Raw genomic sequence first — 21,544 nt, forward strand, 5'->3', positions numbered from 1 at the left:
GCCTTTCTCCAGATAGACGTAGGCGCCGCCCATCACCCGAATGAACACTTCCCAGCCCCGCCCCTTGTCCAGCACGTACAGCATCGGATCGAAGCGGGACAGCATGCCTGTCACCGCTACGACGACCGTAGATTTCCCGCTGCCCGTCGTGCCTTTCCCTTCAAAATGCCCGGCCACCTTCTCCGAGACATTGATATCGCCCAGCCGGCTCGCGTGCGAACTGTAGTTGTACACACCCGAGTCCGAGCGAAACGGGATGACGGCCGACCCGTCACCGATCGGGTTGCCCTCCGCCTTGCCTGACGAGTAGTCATGGCAGGTGTACATCGCCGCAAAATTGCGCGAGGACTGCACTTTCGGTCGCGGTTTGACTCGCGCGCCCGGGACCTGCGAGAAGTACGTGAACGGAGCCGACCCCGTCGCGGGCGACCATTCGACGCCGCACTCGTTGCGCGAACGGGACGCGAACCTGTCGGCGTTCTCCAACGCCTCTTTCGCTGTTTCGCCGTAGATAACCGCCGCGCCGTGATACTCGCCGAACGACAGTTCACCCGTGTTCACGTAACCCTGTGCGTCGCGCAATTCCTTGACCTGATGCTTCGCCTTGTCACCGGCCGACTCCAGCTTGTTGATTGCCGAATCGATGGTCCGGTTTGACTCGAAGCCCGTCATGCAGTTGAACGTATGCGTAATCGTGAATTCCATGTTCAACGTGATCAACGGGTCGAGCTGGCCCCAGCCCGGCTTCTCCGGGCAACTGCGAAGGTCGAGGCAGGTTGCAACGCGCCGGTACGCCGGCACGTCGCTCGCCCCGATCTCGAGCGTGTTGTACCCAAAGTGCAGATGGCTCGACGGGATGACATCGGTGCCCGGCTCCGCCGCGACCGGCAGATCGCCGGTCTTCCCGTTGATGAGATAGCTGACGAGCCCATACAAGGGCGAGAACAGCATCTTCGTGCCGTTCATGTGCTTGCGCTCGTACACTTCAAACAACTCGGCTTCATACTCGGCGAACTGCAGCAGTGCCTGTTGCGCAAGGGAGCCGATTTCCTTGAGCCCGTCATCAAAGTCCTCGTATTTCAGGATCAGCGACATGTAATAGCGGTTCTCGAAGAACTTTTCGGCTCCGAAACGTCGCCCGATGTACTCGCGTACGAACCACTGCATGAAGCGCTGTTTGAACCGGTACACGCGATCAAAACTCACGCGCTGCCGCACGAACGTTGCGTGATAGCCAAGGCGGCCACCCAGGTCGCGACCCAGCTTGCTGTACGCTTCCGTATCGCGATCGAACATGCGCTCCATCGCGACGTTCTCGTGCACCTCGAACGGCACGCCGCGCATGGCCAGCGTCACCATGAACCGGTTGCCCTCCAGGTGCTGTACGTGTTTTGTGACCGGATGCCCGTACTTCGGAATCCAGTCTTCCACGGCGCCGATCGCGCCGAGGATGTCGCTGGTGACGGCGGGTCTGCTCTGCATCAGGCCTCCGGATCGAGCTCACGCAGTCGGCGCTCACCCCTGGACAACGGTTTGAAAAAATCGCGGTAGACGCGGCGTTGCCGTCCGTATCTCAGCGGCGCGAGCGTAGCGGTGTTGCCAAAGCGCGGGGCGGCTCGCCCGGCATTTAGCCGCGCGCGGACCCGCAGCTGCCAGAAGTAGAAGCGGCAACGCAATTCCAGCCACATGATCCGCAGGCCCTGGTCGTCGGTTTCGCAGATGTGCTTGAAATACAGCAGCACCGGAAAGCCCAGGAAGACAAACAGCAGACCGCCTGGTCCGACGAAGAAGGAAACCAGCACGCCGACAAACATCGACGCGACGACGACAACCAGCATCGCCATATAGGGAACGCCCCAGATGGCCGCCGTGCGGCCAAGGCCGTTGAAACCGGGGTAGCGGGTTTTTTCGTCCGACATGGCGTGCTCAGCTGAACATGTTCCACAGATACGGTGCGAGCACACCGACCACCGAGCCCACCGCCGCTACCTTGCCGCACATCGTCACAAACTCGCTCCAGTGCGCGCGATCGGCCCAGCACTCCGCCCCTTTCCACATCAGCACGCAGGCCGCGACGACGCCGAGGAACGAATAAAGCCAGATCTTGAAGGTGGTCGCGCCCTGCGTCGCCGAATCGAGTCCACCACCCGCGAATGCAAGTTCCGGACCGATTGCGATGCCGAGGGCCATCGTCTGGCGCATATGGGTTGCGATTCGCCGCATCAATATGCGATATGAATAAATTTTCAGTGGTACTGATTTCATGGTCGCGAGCTTCGTATTGCGATACATGTCTTCTCCTTTCACGTGGTTGAGATCAGGCCGCGTCGTCGCGGCTCAGGTCAGTTGCAATCGTTGTAGCAAGCGGAATCGCCGAATGCGTCCCATGACGGATGCGGTGCGTCCGGCCGTTGTTTTGGGCCGCTGCGGTGCCCGGAAAAGGTTTTGGCATCGCGCGCCGCAGCGTGTGCTGGTCTGTCGGACTGACTGTCCATCACAACGGGAATCGCAGGAACGACACTGGTTGAACCTTCCGCCGTCTGGGCGTTGGCAACAACGCGCTGTACGTAACTGGTACCGTTGGCGTCGGCGGTCTCGCCGCGCGTGAAATTGCCGCTGTAATAGCAGCTGATCGCCGCACGCAGCGCCGGTGTGCTCTGCCCCATTGCCGCAGTCGCCCGCTCATAACAGTCGTGCAGTATCGCGCTGCCCGCGCGCAGGTTCGCACACGGATCGAAGGCCGTTTCGTAGGTCAATCCGTAGCGGGCAAGATTGGCCTTATTGACCTGTCCAAGCCCCATGCTGAAATTGATGCCTTGTGCATTGAGCGCCTTTGCCGTCGCCACCGCTTCAGCGCGATCGCGCGGCTGGCGTGCAAGGTGGCCACCAACGACGCCGATCGCGTAGGGATTGAAGTCGGATTCAGTCCTCACGACCGCCTGAAGCGTCGTGGGGTGGACGTTCGGCGCGCATTGCTGGGCTAACGAGATGAAATCAAGCATGACTTCCCCTCTCGCCCACGTCATGTCGCCGGCTGTGCCCGAACGATATAATGGCTTTAGCCATTGTCGACCTCTCAGGTTCCAACACTGGTCAGGTCGGCGCCGATGCTCGCTACATCGACGCTGACCGCTCCTACTCCCTCACCTACCCTTCCCTGGCTGGCAGTACCTCGCAAAGATCTGGCTCGTGCTCCTCCTCACGATTTACAACGCCGTCTTTCAGTCCCAGCAAGACCGCCGCGTTGTGCGCGTGACCCCGCTTGCCCTTCAGTCTTCCCTGCAACACGCCGTTCACGATGTTGCGAGGGATTCCGTGTCTTACGGCCCAGCTCGAAACGGAGACACCGCACCGGTCGAACTCTGCGCGTACCTCTTCCAATGTTTTCAGTGCCATGCGGCGGCCCGTATACTGATCAAGTTGAGCAATTAACTATCAGCATTGGTCATTTTCGACCCCATGTCAATAAATAAAGCAATTTTCAGCCAATGAAAGCCGTTTTCTACCCTTGTTTTTTGGAGTGCCTATGACCGGCACTGTGGGCGATCGGATCGTCGCCGAACGAGACCGCCTCGGCATTCAGCAAGGAGATATCTGTGCGTGGACGGGTGTCAGTCGCAGAACACAGTTCGCATACGAACAAGGCGAACGATTTCCCGACGCAAGCTATCTCATCACGTTGATCGAACATGGCTTTGACGTGCCATACATCCTCACTGGGAAGCGTCCTCCTCGATATGGAGCAATCGACGAGGATCTATTACGCTCTGTGTTCAGTGCCGTTGAGGCTGCACTTTCCGACGCTGGCCAAACCATCGATACAGGAAAGAAAGCCAAGCTTGTAGCCCTTGTCTATCAAACCTCCGCTGAAAACGGTCAGGTCGATCCCTTGGTCGTGCAGAAGGCGGTCGGCCTTATCGGCAATTAACAAACGGCAGACGCGACCGCAACATCGGTTTCGGCCAGCGCCGCGCGGATCATCCGTGCAAACTCAACTGCGTGCGCTCCGTCGCCGTGCAGGCACAACGTTTGAGGTTTCACCTCAATCCAGTTGCCATCGCACGCACGGACGCGGCCGTCACACGCCATGTTGATCGCCTGCCGACAGGCCTCGTCGTCGCTATCGAGCACCGCGTTCGGTTCGGATCGAGGCACCAGCTTGCCCACCGGCGTATAGGCACGGTCAGCGAAACCTTCGTCGATCGCAACCAGCCCTTCTTCCCGTGCAATCCGGACCAGCTGGCCGCCTGCAAGGCCGAATACCGCAAGCCCGGGATCGAGGTCGCGGATCGCATGAACAATGGCGCGGGCGAGGTCGGAATCCTCCTCGGCCTGGTTGTAAAGCGCGCCATGAGGCTTGACGTGAGTTACCCGGCCGCTCAGTCCCGCGACGACCGCCGCATGGGCGCCCACCTGGTATTGCACGCCGGCATACACTTCTTCCGGCGGCAGGATCATTGCAGTCCGACCAAAATTCTCCCGGTCCGGGAAGCTCGGATGGGCGCCGATCGCCACACCCCGACGTATTGCCTCCGACGTGACGCGGCGCATGGTCAGAGGATCGCCCGCGTGCCATCCGCATGCGACGTTGACCGACGTGGCGTACGCGAGCAGCTCGGCATCGTGAGGAAAGCCCTCACCGAGATCGACGTTCAGATCAATTCTTTTCGCGGTCATCCTTTGCCCTCTCCTCTTCGGGTACACAATGGCTGGCTGTACGAACAGCGCCGTCGCCAATAAATACGTTTTCGAAACGGCATGCACGCCCGTCCATTTGCACATGCAACATGGCAATCGGTTCTTCGATCGCCTTCCACGGCGTCAGGATCTCTGCACGCTCGCTTGCAGACATATGCGACGTGCTCGCGAGCACTAGAAAAACGTAGGTGCTGATCACGCCGGCGGCCACCATCGCGCTACGCATCGCGACTATCCGCGAGCGCCCTGTTGAGCTTCCAACAAGCTGATTGGACATGTGCTCTGCGCCGACGGCGCCTCCTCCAGAAACGCTTTGACAGCTGTGCTGTATTCAGCCGGCACGCGTGCAAGCCATTCCTTCATGCGGGCATCACCCGCCTCGCGAAGATGCGTTCGAAAGCCGTCATCGATAGAGGTGTTTACATTGACGCCAGCCAGCCGCATGGCTGCATAGTTCTCACGGATGCGCGCCGGCAACGTTGCCCACTGACGGCGCTGTACGTCTTTGGCCGCCTTATCGAGCTGGGCTCGCAACTCGTCCGGTAACGCCTCATAACGTGTCTGGCTCATCACGACAAATGACACCGGGAAGGCGTAGTGGATTGCGGTGAAGTTTGGCAACTGTCCGTGGAAAGACCTTCCAACCGCCCCGTCGCCTGATGAAAGGACACCGTCCAGCGCGCCAATCCGCAGCAGCGGGCGTACGTCCTGAACGGATAGCGCGGTTGCGCGCATGCCCAGGCCAGTAAGAACCTGGGCAGAGCTGTCGTCGTAGGTTCGTACCCGCATGCCGGTCATGTCGGCCGGATCTGCCACCGGCACGCGCGACCAGAGCCCGGTCGGAGGCCATGGTGAAATAAACAGCATGTGAAGCCCGGCACGCAACAATGCACGGCGGTACAGCGGCTCAACCACACACGTAAGGCGCTGGGAGTCGCCAAGTGAATGCACCTGGAATGGCAGCGTAGGTAACTCGAATATCGGATCCAACTGTGCGAGCGATCCACCAAACACGTCCGCGACCTGCAGCCGTCCGTCCTGAACCGCCGATACAAGATCCGTCGCGCCAGCTTTCGCCTTGAACTCCGGTTTGCCTAAAACCTTGCCACCTGTCTGGTCGGTCAACGCGCTGGCGAAAAACGCGACGCCCCGCCCTGCGACCGTGTCGGCCGGATACGCGGTCGCAATCGACCAGGTTTGCTGTGCGCGGGCAGGTTGAAGCCCTACGCAGCAGACCAGTGTGCTGGCGACAGCCAGCCGTGTAAATAGTTGTCCTAATCTGTTCATTTTTGTTTCAAGGCGGACTGCCAGTGACGAGGGGAGGCCGCCAGTCTCCGTGCGCGAGGCACATCGACGGCTTGTTGGACAAGACTCTAGCCGGAAAAGCGAGGGAAATTCCGTTTCCGAATTACCATTCCCAAACGCCAACGCTTTTGATATGATGAAAAGTTAGCGTGCGTTTTTATGCGCCTATTTGATCAGTCCGCAGCTGACGGCCATTGCAGCCGCCTTGTTAATGTTCGGCTTGTCCATCTTGTTGTTGATTCTCGGATACACAACGCCGTAGACAGTCTTCACGGACACCTGAAGTGCTTCCGCAACGTTGGACGCCGTTCCTCCGGCGTGCACCAGTCGCAGGACGTTCAGTTCCTCCCCGCTCAGGCCAAACTGGCTGGTTGCCTGCTGTTGCAGGCCTGCCAGACGCCAGTCAAGCAGCTCGCACGCGAGCGCCCGCAGGTGGCGCCGGTTGCGCCACAGGATTCCCTCTCCGGCCGCCGTGCGGTCTGCGTTGCTGGCCTGAAGCATGACAACGACTGAATTGGTACCTGCATGCACAGGGCAGACCAGGTTGTTGCGAAAGCCGTGTGTCGCCGCCTCGCTGAGCCAGTGAACATCGTTGTATAAATCCAGCCGGGACGAGAGCACAGGTGTCGCGTTGCGTTTTGCATATTCGAGCAACGGATCATTCATGTACCAGACGTGGTCGATGTACTTGTTCAGCCACGCAGGATCGCAGCCGACAAGATATCGATGCTCAATGACATCACCGGACTTTGCGTCCATTACAAGCCAGCTGAAGATGTATTGTTCAGCACCGAGCGCCCGCGTCACGGTCTGCGCAATCGGCAGCAACTCAGCTTCGTGGCGACAATGCTCGATTTCGCCAATCTGGTCGAAGAAATCGCCGGGCAGGACAGGGCGTTGTACGATCGCCCCCCTCGGCTCTGACAGGTAGCGCTGCTTCAAAGCCAGATAAGAGCTTTGCAGGCTGTCGCCATATGGGTCCGCCGACGCGAAATCATGAAGTTCGGCCTCAGCGCCGACGGGAAATACCTGCGTCAACGTAACGCCGCCAGCGCGAACGAGCTGACGCTCGAGCGTGAAGAGATCGCCACCTCCCCGGCGCAAGCGCAACGTGACTTCATCGCGGCCGAGCCGATTCACGCCTTCATATACGGCCTCTCCCCGTCCGTCCGCAGCTCTATCTGTAGCCAGCGTAACCATGCGACTAGGCCGCCCTGGCGATCGGAAGCGCCGTCGCCAGCACCGGTTTGGAAAAATAGAAACCCTGGACTGTCACGTCACCAAAACGCGAGAGCCAAGCAACCTGCTGCTGCGTCTCGACTCCTTCAATCACCAATGACAGCCCAAGGTCGCGCGTCAGGCCGATCAGGTGCGTCAGCATCGCCGCCGAATCCTTCTTGGCGGGCACCCCGCGCGTGAAATGCCGGTCGATTTTCACGCCGTCGATCGACAGGTTGACGAGGTTTGACAGTGACGAATAGCCGGTACCGAAATCATCGAGAAGGATCTTCACCCCTGCCCTGCGCAACGCTTCGAGCCGGGTCCTGACCAAAGCCGACTCATCAAGAACGACCGTTTCTGTTACCTCCAGCTGCAACCGGTCAGGCTCAATCATGTAGTCATTCAGGCATCGCGTAACAGCGCGAACCACATTGCCCGTGGTGAGCTGCACAGGCGATACATTGATTGACAGGGTCAGTGGTCGCGGATCCGTGTCCTGCCATTCCCGAAAGTCCAGGCACGCCTGCTCAAGCACGAATTCACCGATCTGCACAATGAACCCGCTCGACTCGGCAAACTGGATGAATTCGGCTGGCTGTAACACGCCCTTTGTAGGATGTCGCCAGCGCACCAGGGCTTCGACGCCGCGCAGTTCGCCATCGAGGCTAACGATCGGTTGATATTCGAGGAAAAACTCACGATTGATGATGGCGTACTGCAACTCCTGATGCCGTTCAATATCATGCAGGGCGCGCTCGGATAGTGCTGGCGTGTAGGTGCAATGCTGGCTGACATTGGCAGGCTTGCCCGTCTCCTTGGCCGCATACATCGCGAGATCCGCCTGCGTGAGCAAACCAAACTCGTTATCAACCGCATTCCTGTGGACCGCGATGCCGATGCTCACACAGATCAGATAGCTGTTGCCGCGCATGACGAACGGGCGCTCGAACGCCTTGATCACAACATCGGCCAGATCTCCGGCTTTCCTTGCTGCGTCGTCATCCTCTACCAGAATGACAAACTCGTCTCCGCCGATACGTGCAAGCGGTCGCTCTTTTCCAACCACATCGGCAAGTCGATGCGCAACCTTGAGCAGGAGTTCGTCACCTGTCTTGTGGCCCAGCGTGTCGTTAATCTTCTTGAAATTGTCGAGGTCGATATACAGTATCGCGAGCCGCGCCGATGCACCCAAAGCATCCATTCGCCGGCGAAGCGTTTGCGTAAGCAGGTGACGATTCGGCAAGCCTGTCAGCGAATCGGTTTCAGCCAGACCCTGTAACTTGCCCATCATCACGGTGATAAAGCCTGCCGCCGTGAGCAACAAAACACTGATGACGGCTGCCATCACAAGGTACAGCACTTTCGCGTGCTGGTAGCCAGCCAGCTCGTCGTGCTCTGACAGGCCGACGAGAACAGCAACAGGATATTGGGAGATGTGTCGATACGTCACAAACCGGCGAACGTGATCGACGGGATCACTGAACACACGGCCTTTCGCTCCCACCATTTCGCGATACGCCGCTACGGGCGGCCCCACGGGCGACGCCCTGCCCTGCCCCGTCCGCCGGGACAGCAGATACCCATTATCCGATATGACGGCAAGCATGCCCCGAGGCCCGAGGGTATCGAGATTGTAAAAGCCGTCGGTCAGGAAATCGGGATTCTCCGAAACCACGACCACGCCCGCGAACGAGCCGTCAGGGTTGTTCAAACGACGTGTGAACTGCAACGTCCATTGGTTCGATACGCGACCGAGCACGGGCTGACTGATATACAAGCCGGCCTCGGGGTTTGCCTGATGGATCAGAAAGTGAGGCCGGTCACTGAGATTCACCTGTTTCCCGCCAGGCGTTGTTGTCTGCAACACATCTCCGTTCGGCCCTATGATCGTCACCTGCAGGGCAGTGTCGGCTGAGATCATTCCTCGCTGGTCATAGGCAGCCAGGTCGAACGTGGCCGGCGAACGCTCATACTCGAACTTCACCCACCGAACGACAATGTCGGCATCATGCACCGTCTTGGCAATGTGCGCCGAAAATGACGACGCCAGTTCGACAGTCGAGGCTGCGGCCGTGTCCCGCGCCTCCCTGCCCTCCGTCTGGATACGGACGATTGCAGCAATCCAAATCGCGATGACAAGTGCGACGGCCCCCACCGGGATCCAGACCACAGACCGCGATGGTCGTATCTGCATCCAATCCTTGAGTCCCCTTCTGATCTGCCCGCTTTTTGCATCCGCCATAGCGGCGCCTCCTCGTTGCTGGACCAAGTCACCACCATTGCGATCCATAAGACGAATGCAGGCATGGTACGAAGCCCTTAGCACGATGGCAAGCGCTTCCGTCCGCGCCCGTCTGTCACCGCGGGGTTCCCTCCCTGGTCGCGAAAGATGGTCTTGCGCCCCTAGGAAGGGCTCGCCGGCAACCCATCGCGGCGGGAGTAGTGTCCGAGCCGGTTGACTTCTGCCGCGATAACAGGCGCCGTCATCGCCTCACCGGCGATCGAGAGTACTTCGACTATCGCCTCATGCAAAGTCAACTCAGACCCTCCACTTCCGCTACCGTCCAGCGAAGTAAATCTGGTGCGTTTTGCGAAGTAAAAGTGGGACTTGAGCGAATTTCGACGTATTTGATGTAATGCGCGTGTCTAATTTTCTTTATAAAACAATAGGTTGAGGTGGGGCGCGAAGGAAAGTTAAGACAATCCGCGAGGTGTCTGGCGTCACAGGAAGCAGGCCGAATCGTGCGAAAGCCTTGCTGGCCGCGGCTCCCACGGATGTCTGGTCCAGAATTAGCACACGACATTGTGTTGCCGGGGCAGGGCGCAGTAAAACGTTCTGGATGCCAAGAAAAGCTGATTCATTTTGGATAGCGAAGCTTTTACCAGGGCGAGGTGGCATCATTCCAGATGACAGGTGATCTTGCATACACTCCCGAGAGTGCGGTGGAAAGAGCGTTGAAAAAAAGACCGCGCTATCAATATCATGCTGACGTCTCGAGGAAAATTCGATGGAAGTCGAGATTCGATCGAGGAGCGGAAACGTGGATCTGGTGTCGACACGAGATGATATTGACTTTGGAGAGACGAGAAAGAGAGAAGTGATGCGGCCCGGCATGACCAAACTTGCGTGACTGGCGCGCGCTGACCTGCCATCCGCACGTTTTTTGTAAAGTCACATATTTGCTTCGCTTCATCCACAAGATCTAAATTTAGTTCCCATCGACGGAAAGTAAAGTATGGTGCACTTGTTCGCCCTTGCGCTAAAATGTGGGTTTCTCCGCCAACCGGGACTGTCTCAGAATTACTTCGTTTGACGACGAGGGAACGGAGCTGCCAGGCGGTTCCGGCCGGGCCGGCAACATCTGCATCCGCAACCCCTGGCCAGGGTCCTTCCAGACCATCTGGAAGGACCCTGATCGCTACGTCAGCCAGTACTACTCGCGCTATTGTCATGATCCCGCGAGCAAGGACTGGCGCGACTGGCCTTATATGGCTGGTGATGGCGCGGTGCAGGCTGCGGACGGTTATTATCGGATCCTCGGCCGCATTGATGACGTGATCAACGTCGCCGGCCATCGACTCGGCACCAAGGAAATCGAGTCGGCCGCCCTCCTCGTGCCGGATGTCGCCGAGGCGGCAGTGGTACCGGTCGCCGACCCGATCAAGGGCAAGGTGCCTGACCTCTATGTTTCATTGAAGCCGGGACTCGTGCCCTCCGTGAAGCTTGCGAATAAAGTCACGGCATCGGTGGTTTCCCAGATCGGCGCAATCGCGCGGCCGCGTCGTGTCGTGATCGTGCCCGATATGCCCAAGACGCGCTCGGGAAAAATCATGCGCCGTGCGCTCGCGGCGATTTCCAATCATCAGGATCCTGGCGACGTGTCCACCCTCGCCAATCCGGAGATTGTTGAACAGATCAAGGAACTCGCCCGGTAGCGCAAAGGCGCGCATCGAACGATTACCCCAATATATCAATCTGTCGTCGGCGGTCCTGGCAAGGCGCCATTAATTCCGGCCCGAAGGTGCCGCCAGCGGGCCAGCTCTTCTAACACATCGGCACGCGATCGCCCAGGTGTCACCTCCAGCCCGACCGGTCGCAATTCTCGCGCAGTGTCCCAGAATTGTTCTGCGCAATGAGTCTCAACGATTGGAGTGAGAGGCACCCGGTAGGTATTGTGCAAAAGCACAAGGAACGCAAGACCATAACCTTTTCGTCGGACAGGCTCTGATACCTCAAGCCGATAGATGTACAGATGATCTCGGAGTGGCGACAGACCGAAAGTCGCTTCCCCCACCTTTTTACCTGCGACGTCGCAGATCATGGTTTCCCAAACCGGATTGGGCAACGTTGGTGATCCGGGGTCGTTCGTCGTGGTCTTGAAACCGATCGTGGGCAGACCGTGAATTTTTCGTCGCAAGGACAAAATGCGCAGCAAGTCGATTATTTTCACGTGATGTCTGCAGCACACCGAGGGTAACGATTCGCGTTGCGGAATTCCAGCCGAACACGATTGATTCAAGGCCGTCGAGCCACAGGACCAGTATCGCAGGCCACATGGCAGAGATTTTTTGGTTGGCGATCGCGGCTATCGGGGTCGCCTTTGGTGAACATCGCGATCTGCACCAATCCACCCATCAAGTTTCAAACAACCTGCCGCTGGACCGGTTCGTTGCCGGAGCCTTGGGCGAACTAGAGAAGCTTGAATACAGGAGAAGATCGCTGCGCCGCTGTCACGCATGCCCGTTTTTTAACTGCGGGCCTCCACACCCGGCCTAAATATTTATGTTGAGCGCCGGCGAATGGTCTCCTTGGCTATTAAGGAGCTGGAGGTGATACTGAACATAACAACTTACTGTCGGTAATAGGCGGCGGTGGGCTGCACCGACGCGTGGCCCAGCAGCGCCTGCGCGGCCGGCAACGGCACCGCGTGATCGACGAGCGCCCGGGCATAGCCGTGTCGCAGCCAGTGCGGCGAGGCCTGCCGCAGGCGCGCGGCGCCCGCAGTGTCCGTTTTCCCGAGCCGCCCGGCCGCCGCGACGAAGATCGCCTGAGCGACACCGCGGCTCTGTTGCTCGTCATGGGTGATCCGCATCGCATTCCGACGCAAACGTCAGGGAGACACCACAACTGAGATTGCAGCGTAGCCCGACTATATTCTCAAACGAAAGTCTACTCCGTCCTACGAAAACCCGGTCAGCGCGACGATCGCGCACGGCAGTTACTCGGATCCGCACGACTCACCATCTATGTCCCACGAAAAGCGATACAACTCAGACCAGTTCCGAGCGTGGATTCAGAATCTAGCGATGCGAACAGAACAACGTCACAAGAATCAGAGATCAATTAAGTATCGTCACATATGTGCTTCGCGGAAACGATTTCTTCGCCCAAAGATGCGAAATATGCTCGCCAAAATTGTACTGCTTCTTCCGCAGACGCCTGATCTGGAAGACACTCGATCTCAAAAACGTCGGAATCTGAAAGGTGTCCAAACACGCACCATCCCTTCAACGCCGCGTCTGTTCCGTGCAATATGAGACTTATGATGTTCGCGCGACGTTGCTGTATGCTCCCGGCGACATAATCGATAAACAGACTAGACTCCGATGGTCGAGAGACGCCAAAAACTTGGTACCGAATCGCATAAGGTAAGCTTTCCATCGTCCTCTTCTCCAGTCTCTATTGGCCGCTAAACGTTGGTGGTGCAACGAATAAAATTGCTTTTTGCGTGCAGCAAGCCCGTCGGAAGACATACGCTCGATTGCCGCAAGGACTTTTGTGCCGGAAGTAATCGCTCCATCGAGCATGCGTTCGAGCCCACAGCGTATAAGAAAAGGACAGGCAACTATGTACGCTGCCGCTTATGGAAATCACAAAAATCGCAGCTTGAACGCGTCAAGGCGAAAAACGCACACGGCGAACACAAACCGTTTGTCCTGCGAGTTTGTCCACTAGCCTTGCAGCGAGATACTTCAGGCGAGAACGCTAGTCGATGCCAAGAGCAGCGTCGCTTTCAAGGCTGTTCGGGATGCAGGCGCGCCACCACTTCCTTGCGATAATGGTTCAATTCCTGAATGGTTTTGAACGAGCGCTCGAACAGGATCGACAGGTTGTGCAGAATGCGCTCGACTTCCTTCTTCTCCCAGCCGTTGTCGAAACGGATCTGTTCGTCGAGCCTGCGCTCAAGCCATTCCGGGTCCGGCAAGCGCGACTGAACGGTGTCGCGCGGGAACAGCGCCAGGTTCACGTGCAGATTGGTCGGGTACAGCGGTTTTTCGGTGCGGCGCGCCGAGGCCATCAGCACGCCGATCTTCGCGAACGCCGCACGCGCGCCGTCGCCGAAATTGGCCAGCGCCTTCTTCCTGTAGCGCAGATACGCGCCGCCGTGACGCGCCTCGTCGCGCGAGATGGTTTCGTAGATCGCCTTGATGACGGGCTCGGTATGCCATTCAGCCGCGCGGCGATACCAGTAGCTCAGCTGCATTTCGCCGCAGAAATGCAGCATCAGCCTTTCCAGCGGCGGCGCTGGATCGAACTCGAAGCGCACCGCGTGCAGTTCTTTTTCCGTCGGCACGAGTTCCGGCTTGAAGCGAGGACGACAGCGTGTAGGAGATTTCCCACGGGTGAGCTATTCGGAACGCGCTCCCACTGCCGATCGGGATGTGCCAGGTCACGATGGATCCTGCTCGTGCGCTTCCGGGTCCGTTGCGTTATTTGTTATCTGGATGCGCCAGCGTCGGCCAGCACCTTACTGGCCGTCCCCATCCGTATGCCGGACCGTGCAAATCAGACCGGCCTCCGCCGCGACCACGCCATCCACTTCGGCGCGTGCCTTGAACTTCCAGATACCGCGCATGTGCCGCTCGAACGTCGCGTTCAGGATCAGCTGGTCGCCGGGTTCCACCACGCGCCTGAATCGCGCGTTGTCGATGCCGACGAACAGGTACAGCGTACTGGCCGGATCATGCGGCTCTTCCGAGAAGGTCAGCAGCGCAGCCGTCTGCGCGAGCGCTTCCAGAATCAGCACACCGGGCATCACCGGACGACTCGGGAAGTGGCCCATGAAGTACGGTTCATTGATTGACACGTTCTTCAGCGCCTTGATGCGCTTGTGCGGCTCGAGTTCGAGCACCCGATCGACCAGCAGGATCGGATAGCGATGCGGCAGCAGCGTGAGAATCCTGTGGATGTCGAGATTGATTTTTTCAGTGCTCATGGTATTTCTGTTCACGCATTGACCGCGCGATGATCACTCCGGATGCTGGTGCAGGTGGATAGGTAACGCATGCTGCCGCCGTTTCCGTGACCCGGCGGCAGCAGCCACCCGGTCACAGCAACCGACCCTTCTGGCCTGATACCCGCTCGAACCTTGCCCGGTGCTCACGCCTTGTCGCCCGAGGCATTGGCAGCCGCCGCGTCGAATGCCCTGATACGGTCGCGCAGTCTGTCGAGATTGCACATCACCGCGGCGCTTCGTTTCTCATCCGGTGTACACGGCCCCGTAGGGCCGTGTATCGCCTCTGGTTTCTACTCCTCGCCCAGGAACGACTTCAATCGCCCGGACCGGGCCGGGTGCCGCAGCTTGCGCAGTGCCTTGGCTTCAATCTGACGGATCCGTTCGCGCGTCACCTCAAACTGTTGTCCGAGTTCCTCCAGTGTGTGATCCCGGCCGCTCTCGATACCGAAACGCAGGCGCAGAATCTTCGCTTCGCGCGGCGTCAACGTCGTGAGCGCCTCGCTGACGGCATCCCTCATGCTGGCGTGCAGCGCTGCATCGTCGGGTAAAATCGCCGCGGGGTCCTCGATCAGGTCGCCTACGGACGTGTCGTCATTTTCCCCGACGGACGCATCCAGGGAAACCGGCTCCCTGACGATCCGCAGCATTGCCCGAACCTTGTTTTCCTGCATCTCCATCCGCTCCGCCAGCACGGCGGCATCGGGTTCCCGGCCGGTCTCCTGCAGGATCTGGCGCGAGATCCGTTTCAGTTTGTTGATCGACTCGATCATGTGAACCGGGACCCGGATGGTGCGAGCCTGATCCGCGACCGACCGGCTGATGCCCTGCCGGATCCACCAGGTCGCATAGGTGGAGAACTTGTAGCCGCGACGGTATTCAAACTTGTCAACGGCACGCATCAGGCCGATATTGCCTTCCTGTATCAGATCGAGAAACAGCAGGCCACGGTTCACGTACCGCTTCGCGATCGAAATCACCAGTCGAAGGTTCGCTTCGATCATTTCGCCTTTCGCGCGCAGCGTTTTCGCTTCACTTGCAGTCATCGCGCGGCAGACCTCCCTGAAGTCATCGAGCGGCAGCACGACCCGCTTTTGCAAAGCAAGCAGCTTTTCCTGTTCCAGCTGGATCGCAGGGAGGTTTCGCTCCAGCGCGCCACTGAACGGGTGCCCTGCCGTGATGAGTTGCTGCTGCCACGCCGGGTTGGTCTCGTTGCCCCGGAAATGCGCGACGAACATGTCGCGAGGCACACCACACCGGTCAACCGCGATCCGCGCGATTTCTCGCTCGATGGTCCGGACTTCGTCGGCGGATCCCCGCAAGGCGCCCGTCAAACGCTCAACCGTGCGCGCCGTGAAGCGAATCGTCATCAGTTCGGTCCCGATCGCTGCCTGTGCGGCGCGATAACGCCCCGATCCGTAACCCTCCGTTTCGTATGCGTCCCGCAATTGCTCGAACCAGTCTGCTACCGTCCCCAGCTTCGCCAGCGCGTCACGCTTCAGGGTTTCGCTCTGCAGACTGGCCAACGCGGCTTCAGCACCGTCATCATCTTCGTCTCCCTGATCCTCGTCGAGGACCGGATCGCCGTCGACGCTTTCCTCCGCGACGGCAACAATGTCATCCGTTTCCACTGCTGCGGGGTCGATCATCCCATCGACGAACTCTTCGATGGGGGTTGCGCCGCTTGCAACAGCGTCAGCGATCGCCAGTATCTCCGCAATCGTAGTCGGGCATGAAGAGATGGCCCGGATCATGTCGTTGCGGCCCTCTTCGATGCGTCGCGCAAGCGCAATTTCCCCTTGGCGGGTAAGGAGTTCAGTGGTACCCATCTCGCGCATGTACATGCGCACGGGATCGGTGGTGCGGCCGAACTCGGCGTCCACGCTCGAGATGGCCGCCACGGCCTCTTCCTCGACCTGCTCATCGGACGAATCCGCGACCGCATGATCGTGCATCACCATGGACTCTGCGTCCGGTGCCTGCTCAAATACGGCGATGCCCATGTCGCTGAAGGCTCTGATCACGTTTTCGATCGCATCAGGTTGCGCCAGGCGCTCAGGCAGGCAATCGCTAATTTCCCCACGAATGACGAAACCGCGCTCATTTCCGAGCTTGATCAGCGCGCGCAGGCCCGAGCGGCCGTCGTCGTTTTCTCCAGCGGACTCATCCGGTAGCGCGGCACCGGTGTCGTACACAAGTGCGTTTGCTTTCATCCGGCGTGAACCGGTCCGCAGTGGAACGGTTCCGGCCGCATCGGCCATGCTTGGGCGACCCGTGGCTGCAATACTGGCAGGTCCATTATTCACGTTGATATTGACCGGCACCACGTCCAGTGTCTGCTTCTTCACTGCATTCTTCGTCACGCGGCCGCTCCTTTGAATATGACGTCCGGGTTAGCGCGCAGCACGTGCGGCAGCCTTCGCGAGGTCATGAGCCATCTCAGAGGCGCGCACCATGCGCCCGGATCAGTTGAACAAGTTCAGACACCGAAATCTCATGCCTAACCTCGTGTTCGGGACCCGTCGCATGATGATCGCTGTACCGCTCCTCGATCTCGACGAGCACGGCGGTTCTGCCATCGGGTGATGCCTGCAGCATGACGTCGCGATGCGCCTGATGACCGTCAGGACTGACCGGATCGTGACGCAGACGCACACGCCCAAGGCCGTAGTTGCGTGGAGCTGAATTCATCGGAGCTTTCCCTTTATCCATTTCTGTCGGTGGTTCTGTCTTGCCGGCCCGCGACGGGCTCGCGCGTGGTGCCGTCTGATCTGGCGTAACAGCTCCTCCGCGTCATACAGTTGACGTGATAATATCATTATCATTGTCTGCAAATGTTGTTAACCAGGAGACATCATGCCTACCCCAACCCAGGGCAAACTCCGCGAAGCCGCTCTCGATTATCACGAGTTCCCGACCCCTGGGAAGATCGCGATCGCCCCGACCAAGCAGATGATTAACCAGCGCGACCTCGCGCTGGCGTACTCGCCGGGCGTCGCGTTCGCGTGTGAGGAAATCGTCGAAAACCCGCTGAACGCCGCCCGTTTCACGGCGCGCAGCAACCTGGTCGGCGTCGTCACGAACGGCACCGCGGTGCTGGGTCTCGGCAACATCGGGCCGCTCGCCTCGAAGCCGGTCATGGAAGGCAAGGCCGTGCTGTTCAAGAAGTTCGCCGGCATCGACGTGTTCGATATCGAGCTGAACGAGTCCGATCCGCACAAGCTGGTCGAAGTGATCGCGGCGTTGGAGCCGACCTTCGGCGGTATCAACCTTGAAGACATCAAGGCGCCGGACTGCTTCATCGTCGAACGCGAATGCCGCAAGCGCATGAAGATTCCGGTCTTCCACGATGACCAGCACGGTACGGCCATCGTCGTCGCGGCGGCCATCACCAACGGCTTGAAGGTGGTTGGCAAGGACATCAAGAAGGTCAAACTGGTGGCGTCCGGCGCGGGCGCGGCGGCACTGGCCTGTCTGGATCTGCTGGTCGACATCGGCCTGCCGCTCGAAAACATCACTGTTACCGACCTGGCCGGCGTGGTCTACAAGGGCCGCGTCGAACTGATGGACCCGGACAAGGAACGCTTTGCACGCGAAACCGACGCTCGCACGCTCGCTGAGGCGATCGGCGGCGCGGATATTTTCCTCGGTCTCTCGGCCGGCGGCGTGCTGAAGCAGGACATGGTCAAGCAGATGGCCGACAAGCCGCTGATTCTGGCGCTGGCCAACCCGACCCCGGAAATCCTGCCGGAACTGGCGCTCGAAGTGCGTCCGGACGCGGTGCTCTGCACCGGCCGCACGGACTACCCGAACCAGGTGAACAACGTGCTGGTGTTCCCGTTCCTGTTCCGCGGCGCACTGGATGCGGGCGCCACGACGGTGACGCGTGAAATGGAGATCGCCGCGGTCAATGCGATCGCCGAACTGGCTCGCCAGGAGCAGAGCGATATCGTCGCGACGGCGTACGGCATCCAGGATCTTTCGTTTGGTCCGGAATACCTGATTCCGAAGCCGTTCGACCCGCGCCTGATCGTCAAGGTCGCGCCGGCGGTGGCGAAGGCCGCGATGGATTCGGGCGTCGCCGAGCGTCCGATCGAAGACATGGACGCGTACGAACAGCATCTGCAGCAGTTCGTGTATCACAGCGGCACGACCATGAAGCCGATTTTCCAGCTGGCGCGTGGCGTCGAGCCGGAGAAGAAGCGCATCGTGTTCGCGGAAGGCGAAGAAGAGCGCGTGCTGCGTGCGATGCAGATCATCGTCGACGAAAAGCTCGCGAAGCCGATCCTGATCGGCCGTCCGGCGGTGATCGAACAGCGCATCGCGCGCTACGGTCTGCGTATCACACCGGGTGTCGATTGCATCATCGTCGATACGGATCACGACACGCGCTACCGCGACTTCTGGCAGGAATATCACAAGCTGATGGCGAGAAAAGGCATCAGCGAGCAGATGGCCAGACTCGAAATGCGCCGGCGCACCACACTGATCGGCTCGATGCTGGTGAACAAGGGTGACGCCGACGGCATGATTTGCGGCACCATCAGCACGACGCATCGTCACCTGCACTTCATCGATCAGGTGATCGGTAAGCGCGAAGGTTGCAGCGTCTATGCGGCGATGAACGCGCTGGTGCTGCCGGGCCGGCAGATTTTCCTGGTCGACACGCACGTGAATGTCGACCCAACGCCCGAACAGCTCGCCGAGATCACGATCATGGCCGCCGAAGAAGTGCGCCGCTTCGGCATCGAGCCGAAGATCGCGCTGCTGTCGCACTCGAACTTCGGTACCAGCAACGCGCCGTCCGCGCAAAAGATGCGCGACGTGCTCGAGATTCTCAGGGAGCGCGCGCCAGACCTTCAGGTGGACGGAGAAATGCACGGCGACGTCGCACTCGACCACAACCTGCGCCGCGAAGTGCTGCCCGACTCGACGCTCGAAGGTGACGCGAACCTGCTGGTGCTGCCGAACATCGACGCGGCGAACATCGCGTATAGCCTGCTCAAGACGGCCGCAGGCAACAACGTCACGATCGGTCCAATGCTGCTGGGTGCGGCCAGGCCGGTGCATGTGCTGACTCCGTCCGCCACGGTGCGCGCCATCGTCAACATGACTGCACTGGTCGTCGCCGATGCGGGTGCCGCATTCCCTTCGTCCCGGACCACATGACGTCTCAACTGTCACAGGTAAGCATCTCGCCGGAAGGATCCCGGATGCAGACTAATAAACTCACGCGCGCCGTGCCAAACGGCGCAGCACCGCGTGAGGCACCTCACTATTACCGCCACACTGTGATTTCTCCAGGTTCGCTGTGCAAGAATCTTGAACCACTCCCATCGGACAGGAAGGTATTAGCCATGGATCAGCCCGGTACGAACCTCACTGCACCAATTCTTTCTTCCGACTCGGCCGTCTGGTTCTCGGCGTACCGCTTCGGCTGGGGATACTGCGCCTTTACGCTTCCATCTGAAGTGGTTTGCGAAAAACTCGGCGCTGGGAACGGGACCGCGAAACAGTTGCTGCTCGCTTTCGAGCTTGGCAAGCGCAAACTGCTGCAGGCAGTAGTGCAGAAGGCGCTTCCGGGCACTGGCGAACGGATAAGGCTCTCGGCTGATGATCTCTAACGCAGAACTGAAGCGTCGCTGTGTCGCCTGGTGCCTGTGACGACCGGCAGCACACGCTGAGCGTTGCAAGCTGCCTGCCGTCGTCTACCTTTCCGCTTCGTCGTAATCAGGAGCGCCGCGGACACGGGGTGCGGCGCCCTACTCTCATAGCGCAGAACGCTTATGGAAATCTGCCTCCCTATGAATTTCGCCTAAGCCTGCATTGCCAAAGCACCCCATGTCACGCCAGCACCCACTGCGTGCATTAACACCTTGTCAGCGCGACAGATCCGGCCGTCCCGATAGGCCTGATCCAGAGCGAGGGGGATGGAAGCAGCGGACGTGTTGCCATGCTCGTGGACAGTGGCGACCAGACGATCGACCGGAATGCCCAGTTTTCGTGACGTGGCTTCCATGATGCGGATGTTTGCCTGATGAGGCACGACCCACGTAAAATCTGAAATCGCCAGCCCACACTGCGCCGCGACTTCCTCGCTTACCGCCTGGAGCGCACCGACCGCCAGCTTGAACACTGCGGGCCCATCCATGCGCAAAAACGGATCCCCCAACACAGCGCCACCGGCAATGCTGCCCGACACTTTGAGGATGTCCGAGTGGTGCCCGTCGGCATGCAAGGCCGCGCCGAGTATCCCCGGCTCCTCAGAAGACCTCAGGATCACGGCGCCCGCCCCATCGCCAAACAGCACACAGGTACTGCGGTCCTCAAAATCAAGGAGCCTCGAAAATGTCTCGGCTCCGATGACGAGTGCCGTCCTGACTGACGTGGCCCGTATCAGCGCATCTGCAACAGTGAGTGCATAGATGAACCCACCGCACGCCGCCTGAATGTCGAAGGCCGCACAGCCGCTTCGTATTCCGAGTTTCCGCTGGACAAGACAGGCTGTGCTCGGAAAGATTGCATCGGGTGTGGTGGTGGCGACTACGATCAGATCGACGGCATCCGCTTCGATTGCCGCCGCGGACAGGGCCCGAGACGCGGCCGCTACGGCAAGATCGCTCGTTTGCGCTTGATGGTCAGCAAACCGTCGGGACTGGATGCCGCTGCGTGAATAGATCCAGTCGTCGCTCGTTTCGATGCCCTTGCCGGCAAGCTGCGACACCAGGTCCGCGTTTGAAATGATGTTCGAAGGCAGGAAACTACCGGTTCCGACAATACGCGCGAATGACATGACTAACACCGGTCAGAATGTGGAAGGAAGCTCACCGCCGTCAGGAAGGACATCCCGATGTGAGCGAGTCTGATATTGGCCCTATCACCGGTGATGAACAGCAACTCCAGCCGCTATATGCGCCGCCGGCATATCGCAAATGCCATTCCGTAGACTGCAACACGATCGGTCTCAGGCTTCTGGATTCGTTCCCGTACATACCCAGGCATCATCTTCCCGCATACCCCTGCCCAGCTGCTAACGAGCCAGTCAACGGCATGCAGACATTGATGAGGATGTGTTTCAACGGGTT

The 21,544-nt window shown here is 59.4% G+C and carries 19 protein-coding genes and 2 pseudogenes; 5 read left to right on the forward strand and 16 right to left on the reverse strand.

Annotated features, from left to right (window positions below):
• The 5 genes and pseudogenes from FFS45_RS32935 to FFS45_RS32955 form a co-directional block, all read right to left on the reverse strand.
• A pseudogene (locus tag FFS45_RS32935) lies at positions 1-1,482 on the reverse strand (transporter); the annotation flags it as partial.
• Positions 1,482-1,919 (reverse strand): VirB3 family type IV secretion system protein, encoded by a 438-nt coding sequence (locus tag FFS45_RS32940; protein ID WP_137958828.1) that lies wholly within the window; start codon positions 1,917-1,919, stop codon positions 1,482-1,484. The gene FFS45_RS32940 and the pseudogene FFS45_RS32935, both read right to left, overlap by 1 nt.
• Before the next feature lie 7 nt (positions 1,920-1,926).
• The gene (locus tag FFS45_RS32945; protein WP_236078802.1) at positions 1,927-2,202 is read right to left on the reverse strand and encodes a hypothetical protein; all 276 of its coding nucleotides are present in this window, start codon (positions 2,200-2,202) and stop codon (positions 1,927-1,929) included.
• Between the two features lie 140 nt (positions 2,203-2,342).
• Positions 2,343-3,002, reverse strand: coding sequence for a lytic transglycosylase domain-containing protein (locus tag FFS45_RS32950; protein ID WP_137958830.1), 660 nt, complete (start codon positions 3,000-3,002; stop codon positions 2,343-2,345).
• Between the two features lie 145 nt (positions 3,003-3,147).
• Entirely contained in the window at positions 3,148-3,396 is a 249-nt protein-coding gene (locus FFS45_RS32955) for a DNA-binding protein (protein WP_137958831.1), read from the reverse strand.
• A 130-nt stretch (positions 3,397-3,526) separates the two neighbouring features.
• Between FFS45_RS32955 and FFS45_RS32960 the strand changes: the two genes are divergently transcribed.
• Positions 3,527-3,928, forward strand: a complete 402-nt coding sequence (locus tag FFS45_RS32960; protein ID WP_137958832.1) for a helix-turn-helix domain-containing protein — start codon at positions 3,527-3,529, stop codon at positions 3,926-3,928.
• Here FFS45_RS32960 and pxpA read toward each other — a convergent pair.
• The 4 genes from pxpA to FFS45_RS32985 form a co-directional block, all read right to left on the reverse strand.
• Positions 3,925-4,677, reverse strand: coding sequence for a 5-oxoprolinase subunit PxpA (gene pxpA / locus FFS45_RS32965; protein WP_137958833.1), 753 nt, complete (start codon positions 4,675-4,677; stop codon positions 3,925-3,927). The genes FFS45_RS32960 and pxpA overlap by 4 nt on opposite strands.
• A gap of 252 nt (positions 4,678-4,929) precedes the next feature.
• Positions 4,930-5,985 carry a TRAP transporter substrate-binding protein DctP gene (gene dctP / locus FFS45_RS32975; protein WP_137958835.1) on the reverse strand — a complete coding sequence of 352 codons (1,056 nt, stop codon included), beginning with the start codon at positions 5,983-5,985 and terminating at the stop codon, positions 4,930-4,932.
• Between the two features lie 183 nt (positions 5,986-6,168).
• Positions 6,169-7,203 (reverse strand): autoinducer binding domain-containing protein, encoded by a 1,035-nt coding sequence (locus FFS45_RS32980; RefSeq protein ID WP_137958836.1) that lies wholly within the window; start codon positions 7,201-7,203, stop codon positions 6,169-6,171.
• Between the two features lie 4 nt (positions 7,204-7,207).
• Positions 7,208-9,466 (reverse strand): EAL domain-containing protein, encoded by a 2,259-nt coding sequence (locus tag FFS45_RS32985; RefSeq protein ID WP_137958837.1) that lies wholly within the window; start codon positions 9,464-9,466, stop codon positions 7,208-7,210.
• 1,025 nt (positions 9,467-10,491) lie between these two features.
• Between FFS45_RS32985 and FFS45_RS32990 the strand changes: the two genes are divergently transcribed.
• Positions 10,492-11,160 carry an AMP-binding protein gene (locus FFS45_RS32990; RefSeq protein ID WP_249363026.1) on the forward strand — a complete coding sequence of 223 codons (669 nt, stop codon included), beginning with the start codon at positions 10,492-10,494 and terminating at the stop codon, positions 11,158-11,160.
• A gap of 35 nt (positions 11,161-11,195) precedes the next feature.
• On the opposite strand, the gene FFS45_RS32995 is transcribed toward FFS45_RS32990, so the two are convergent.
• Positions 11,196-11,675, reverse strand: coding sequence for a hypothetical protein (locus FFS45_RS32995; RefSeq protein WP_137958838.1), 480 nt, complete (start codon positions 11,673-11,675; stop codon positions 11,196-11,198).
• Between the two features lie 104 nt (positions 11,676-11,779).
• Between FFS45_RS32995 and FFS45_RS33000 the strand changes: the two genes are divergently transcribed.
• Entirely contained in the window at positions 11,780-12,001 is a 222-nt protein-coding gene (locus FFS45_RS33000) for a hypothetical protein (RefSeq protein WP_137958839.1), read from the forward strand.
• A gap of 73 nt (positions 12,002-12,074) precedes the next feature.
• Here the strand turns inward: FFS45_RS33000 and FFS45_RS33005 are convergent, their stop codons facing one another.
• The 5 genes and pseudogenes from FFS45_RS33005 to FFS45_RS33030 all read right to left on the reverse strand — a co-directional run bounded on the left by FFS45_RS33005 (position 12,075) and on the right by FFS45_RS33030 (position 17,150).
• Positions 12,075-12,332: a tyrosine-type recombinase/integrase gene (locus tag FFS45_RS33005; protein ID WP_283204780.1), complete on the reverse strand. Its 258-nt coding sequence runs from the start codon at positions 12,330-12,332 to the stop codon at positions 12,075-12,077.
• Between the two features lie 906 nt (positions 12,333-13,238).
• Positions 13,239-13,817: pseudogene (locus FFS45_RS33015) on the reverse strand (ferritin-like domain-containing protein); the annotation flags it as partial.
• A gap of 156 nt (positions 13,818-13,973) precedes the next feature.
• The gene (gene fabZ / locus FFS45_RS33020) at positions 13,974-14,441 is read right to left on the reverse strand and encodes a 3-hydroxyacyl-ACP dehydratase FabZ (RefSeq protein WP_137958841.1); all 468 of its coding nucleotides are present in this window, start codon (positions 14,439-14,441) and stop codon (positions 13,974-13,976) included.
• Between the two features lie 311 nt (positions 14,442-14,752).
• Positions 14,753-16,672: an RNA polymerase sigma factor RpoD gene (gene rpoD, locus FFS45_RS33025; RefSeq protein WP_249363031.1), complete on the reverse strand. Its 1,920-nt coding sequence runs from the start codon at positions 16,670-16,672 to the stop codon at positions 14,753-14,755.
• A 226-nt stretch (positions 16,673-16,898) separates the two neighbouring features.
• A complete protein-coding gene (locus FFS45_RS33030) occupies positions 16,899-17,150 on the reverse strand; it encodes a hypothetical protein (RefSeq protein WP_137958842.1) in 252 nt (83 codons plus the stop codon).
• Positions 17,151-17,315: 165 nt separating this feature from the next.
• Between FFS45_RS33030 and FFS45_RS33035 the strand changes: the two genes are divergently transcribed.
• Entirely contained in the window at positions 17,316-19,628 is a 2,313-nt protein-coding gene (locus FFS45_RS33035; protein WP_137958843.1) for an NADP-dependent malic enzyme, read from the forward strand.
• Positions 19,629-19,672: 44 nt separating this feature from the next.
• Positions 19,673-20,083 (forward strand): hypothetical protein, encoded by a 411-nt coding sequence (locus FFS45_RS42555; protein ID WP_249363027.1) that lies wholly within the window; start codon positions 19,673-19,675, stop codon positions 20,081-20,083.
• A 191-nt stretch (positions 20,084-20,274) separates the two neighbouring features.
• On the opposite strand, the gene FFS45_RS33045 is transcribed toward FFS45_RS42555, so the two are convergent.
• Positions 20,275-21,252, reverse strand: coding sequence for a beta-ketoacyl-ACP synthase III (locus FFS45_RS33045; protein WP_137958844.1), 978 nt, complete (start codon positions 21,250-21,252; stop codon positions 20,275-20,277).
• Positions 21,253-21,544 lie beyond the last annotated feature (292 nt).

This window comes from Burkholderia sp. 4M9327F10, from assembly GCF_005503145.1.
GTDB lineage: Bacteria > Pseudomonadota > Gammaproteobacteria > Burkholderiales > Burkholderiaceae > Paraburkholderia.

Coding starts and splice junctions, on each gene's coding strand:
- fabZ (WP_137958841.1), bottom strand. CDS start 14,441: ATGAGCACTGAAAAAATCAATCTCGACATCCACAGGATTCTCACGCTG.
- FFS45_RS33035 (WP_137958843.1), top strand. CDS start 17,316: ATGCCTACCCCAACCCAGGGCAAACTCCGCGAAGCCGCTCTCGATTAT.
- FFS45_RS33045 (WP_137958844.1), bottom strand. CDS start 21,252: ATGTCATTCGCGCGTATTGTCGGAACCGGTAGTTTCCTGCCTTCGAAC.
- FFS45_RS32945 (WP_236078802.1), bottom strand. CDS start 2,202: ATGCGCCAGACGATGGCCCTCGGCATCGCAATCGGTCCGGAACTTGCA.
- FFS45_RS32940 (WP_137958828.1), bottom strand. CDS start 1,919: ATGTCGGACGAAAAAACCCGCTACCCCGGTTTCAACGGCCTTGGCCGC.
- dctP (WP_137958835.1), bottom strand. CDS start 5,985: ATGAACAGATTAGGACAACTATTTACACGGCTGGCTGTCGCCAGCACA.
- FFS45_RS32955 (WP_137958831.1), bottom strand. CDS start 3,396: ATGGCACTGAAAACATTGGAAGAGGTACGCGCAGAGTTCGACCGGTGC.
- FFS45_RS42555 (WP_249363027.1), top strand. CDS start 19,673: ATGCAGACTAATAAACTCACGCGCGCCGTGCCAAACGGCGCAGCACCG.
- FFS45_RS32985 (WP_137958837.1), bottom strand. CDS start 9,466: ATGGCGGATGCAAAAAGCGGGCAGATCAGAAGGGGACTCAAGGATTGG.
- FFS45_RS32980 (WP_137958836.1), bottom strand. CDS start 7,203: ATGGTTACGCTGGCTACAGATAGAGCTGCGGACGGACGGGGAGAGGCC.
- rpoD (WP_249363031.1), bottom strand. CDS start 16,672: ATGAAAGCAAACGCACTTGTGTACGACACCGGTGCCGCGCTACCGGAT.
- FFS45_RS32960 (WP_137958832.1), top strand. CDS start 3,527: ATGACCGGCACTGTGGGCGATCGGATCGTCGCCGAACGAGACCGCCTC.
- FFS45_RS33030 (WP_137958842.1), bottom strand. CDS start 17,150: ATGAATTCAGCTCCACGCAACTACGGCCTTGGGCGTGTGCGTCTGCGT.
- pxpA (WP_137958833.1), bottom strand. CDS start 4,677: ATGACCGCGAAAAGAATTGATCTGAACGTCGATCTCGGTGAGGGCTTT.
- FFS45_RS33000 (WP_137958839.1), top strand. CDS start 11,780: ATGGCAGAGATTTTTTGGTTGGCGATCGCGGCTATCGGGGTCGCCTTT.
- FFS45_RS32950 (WP_137958830.1), bottom strand. CDS start 3,002: ATGCTTGATTTCATCTCGTTAGCCCAGCAATGCGCGCCGAACGTCCAC.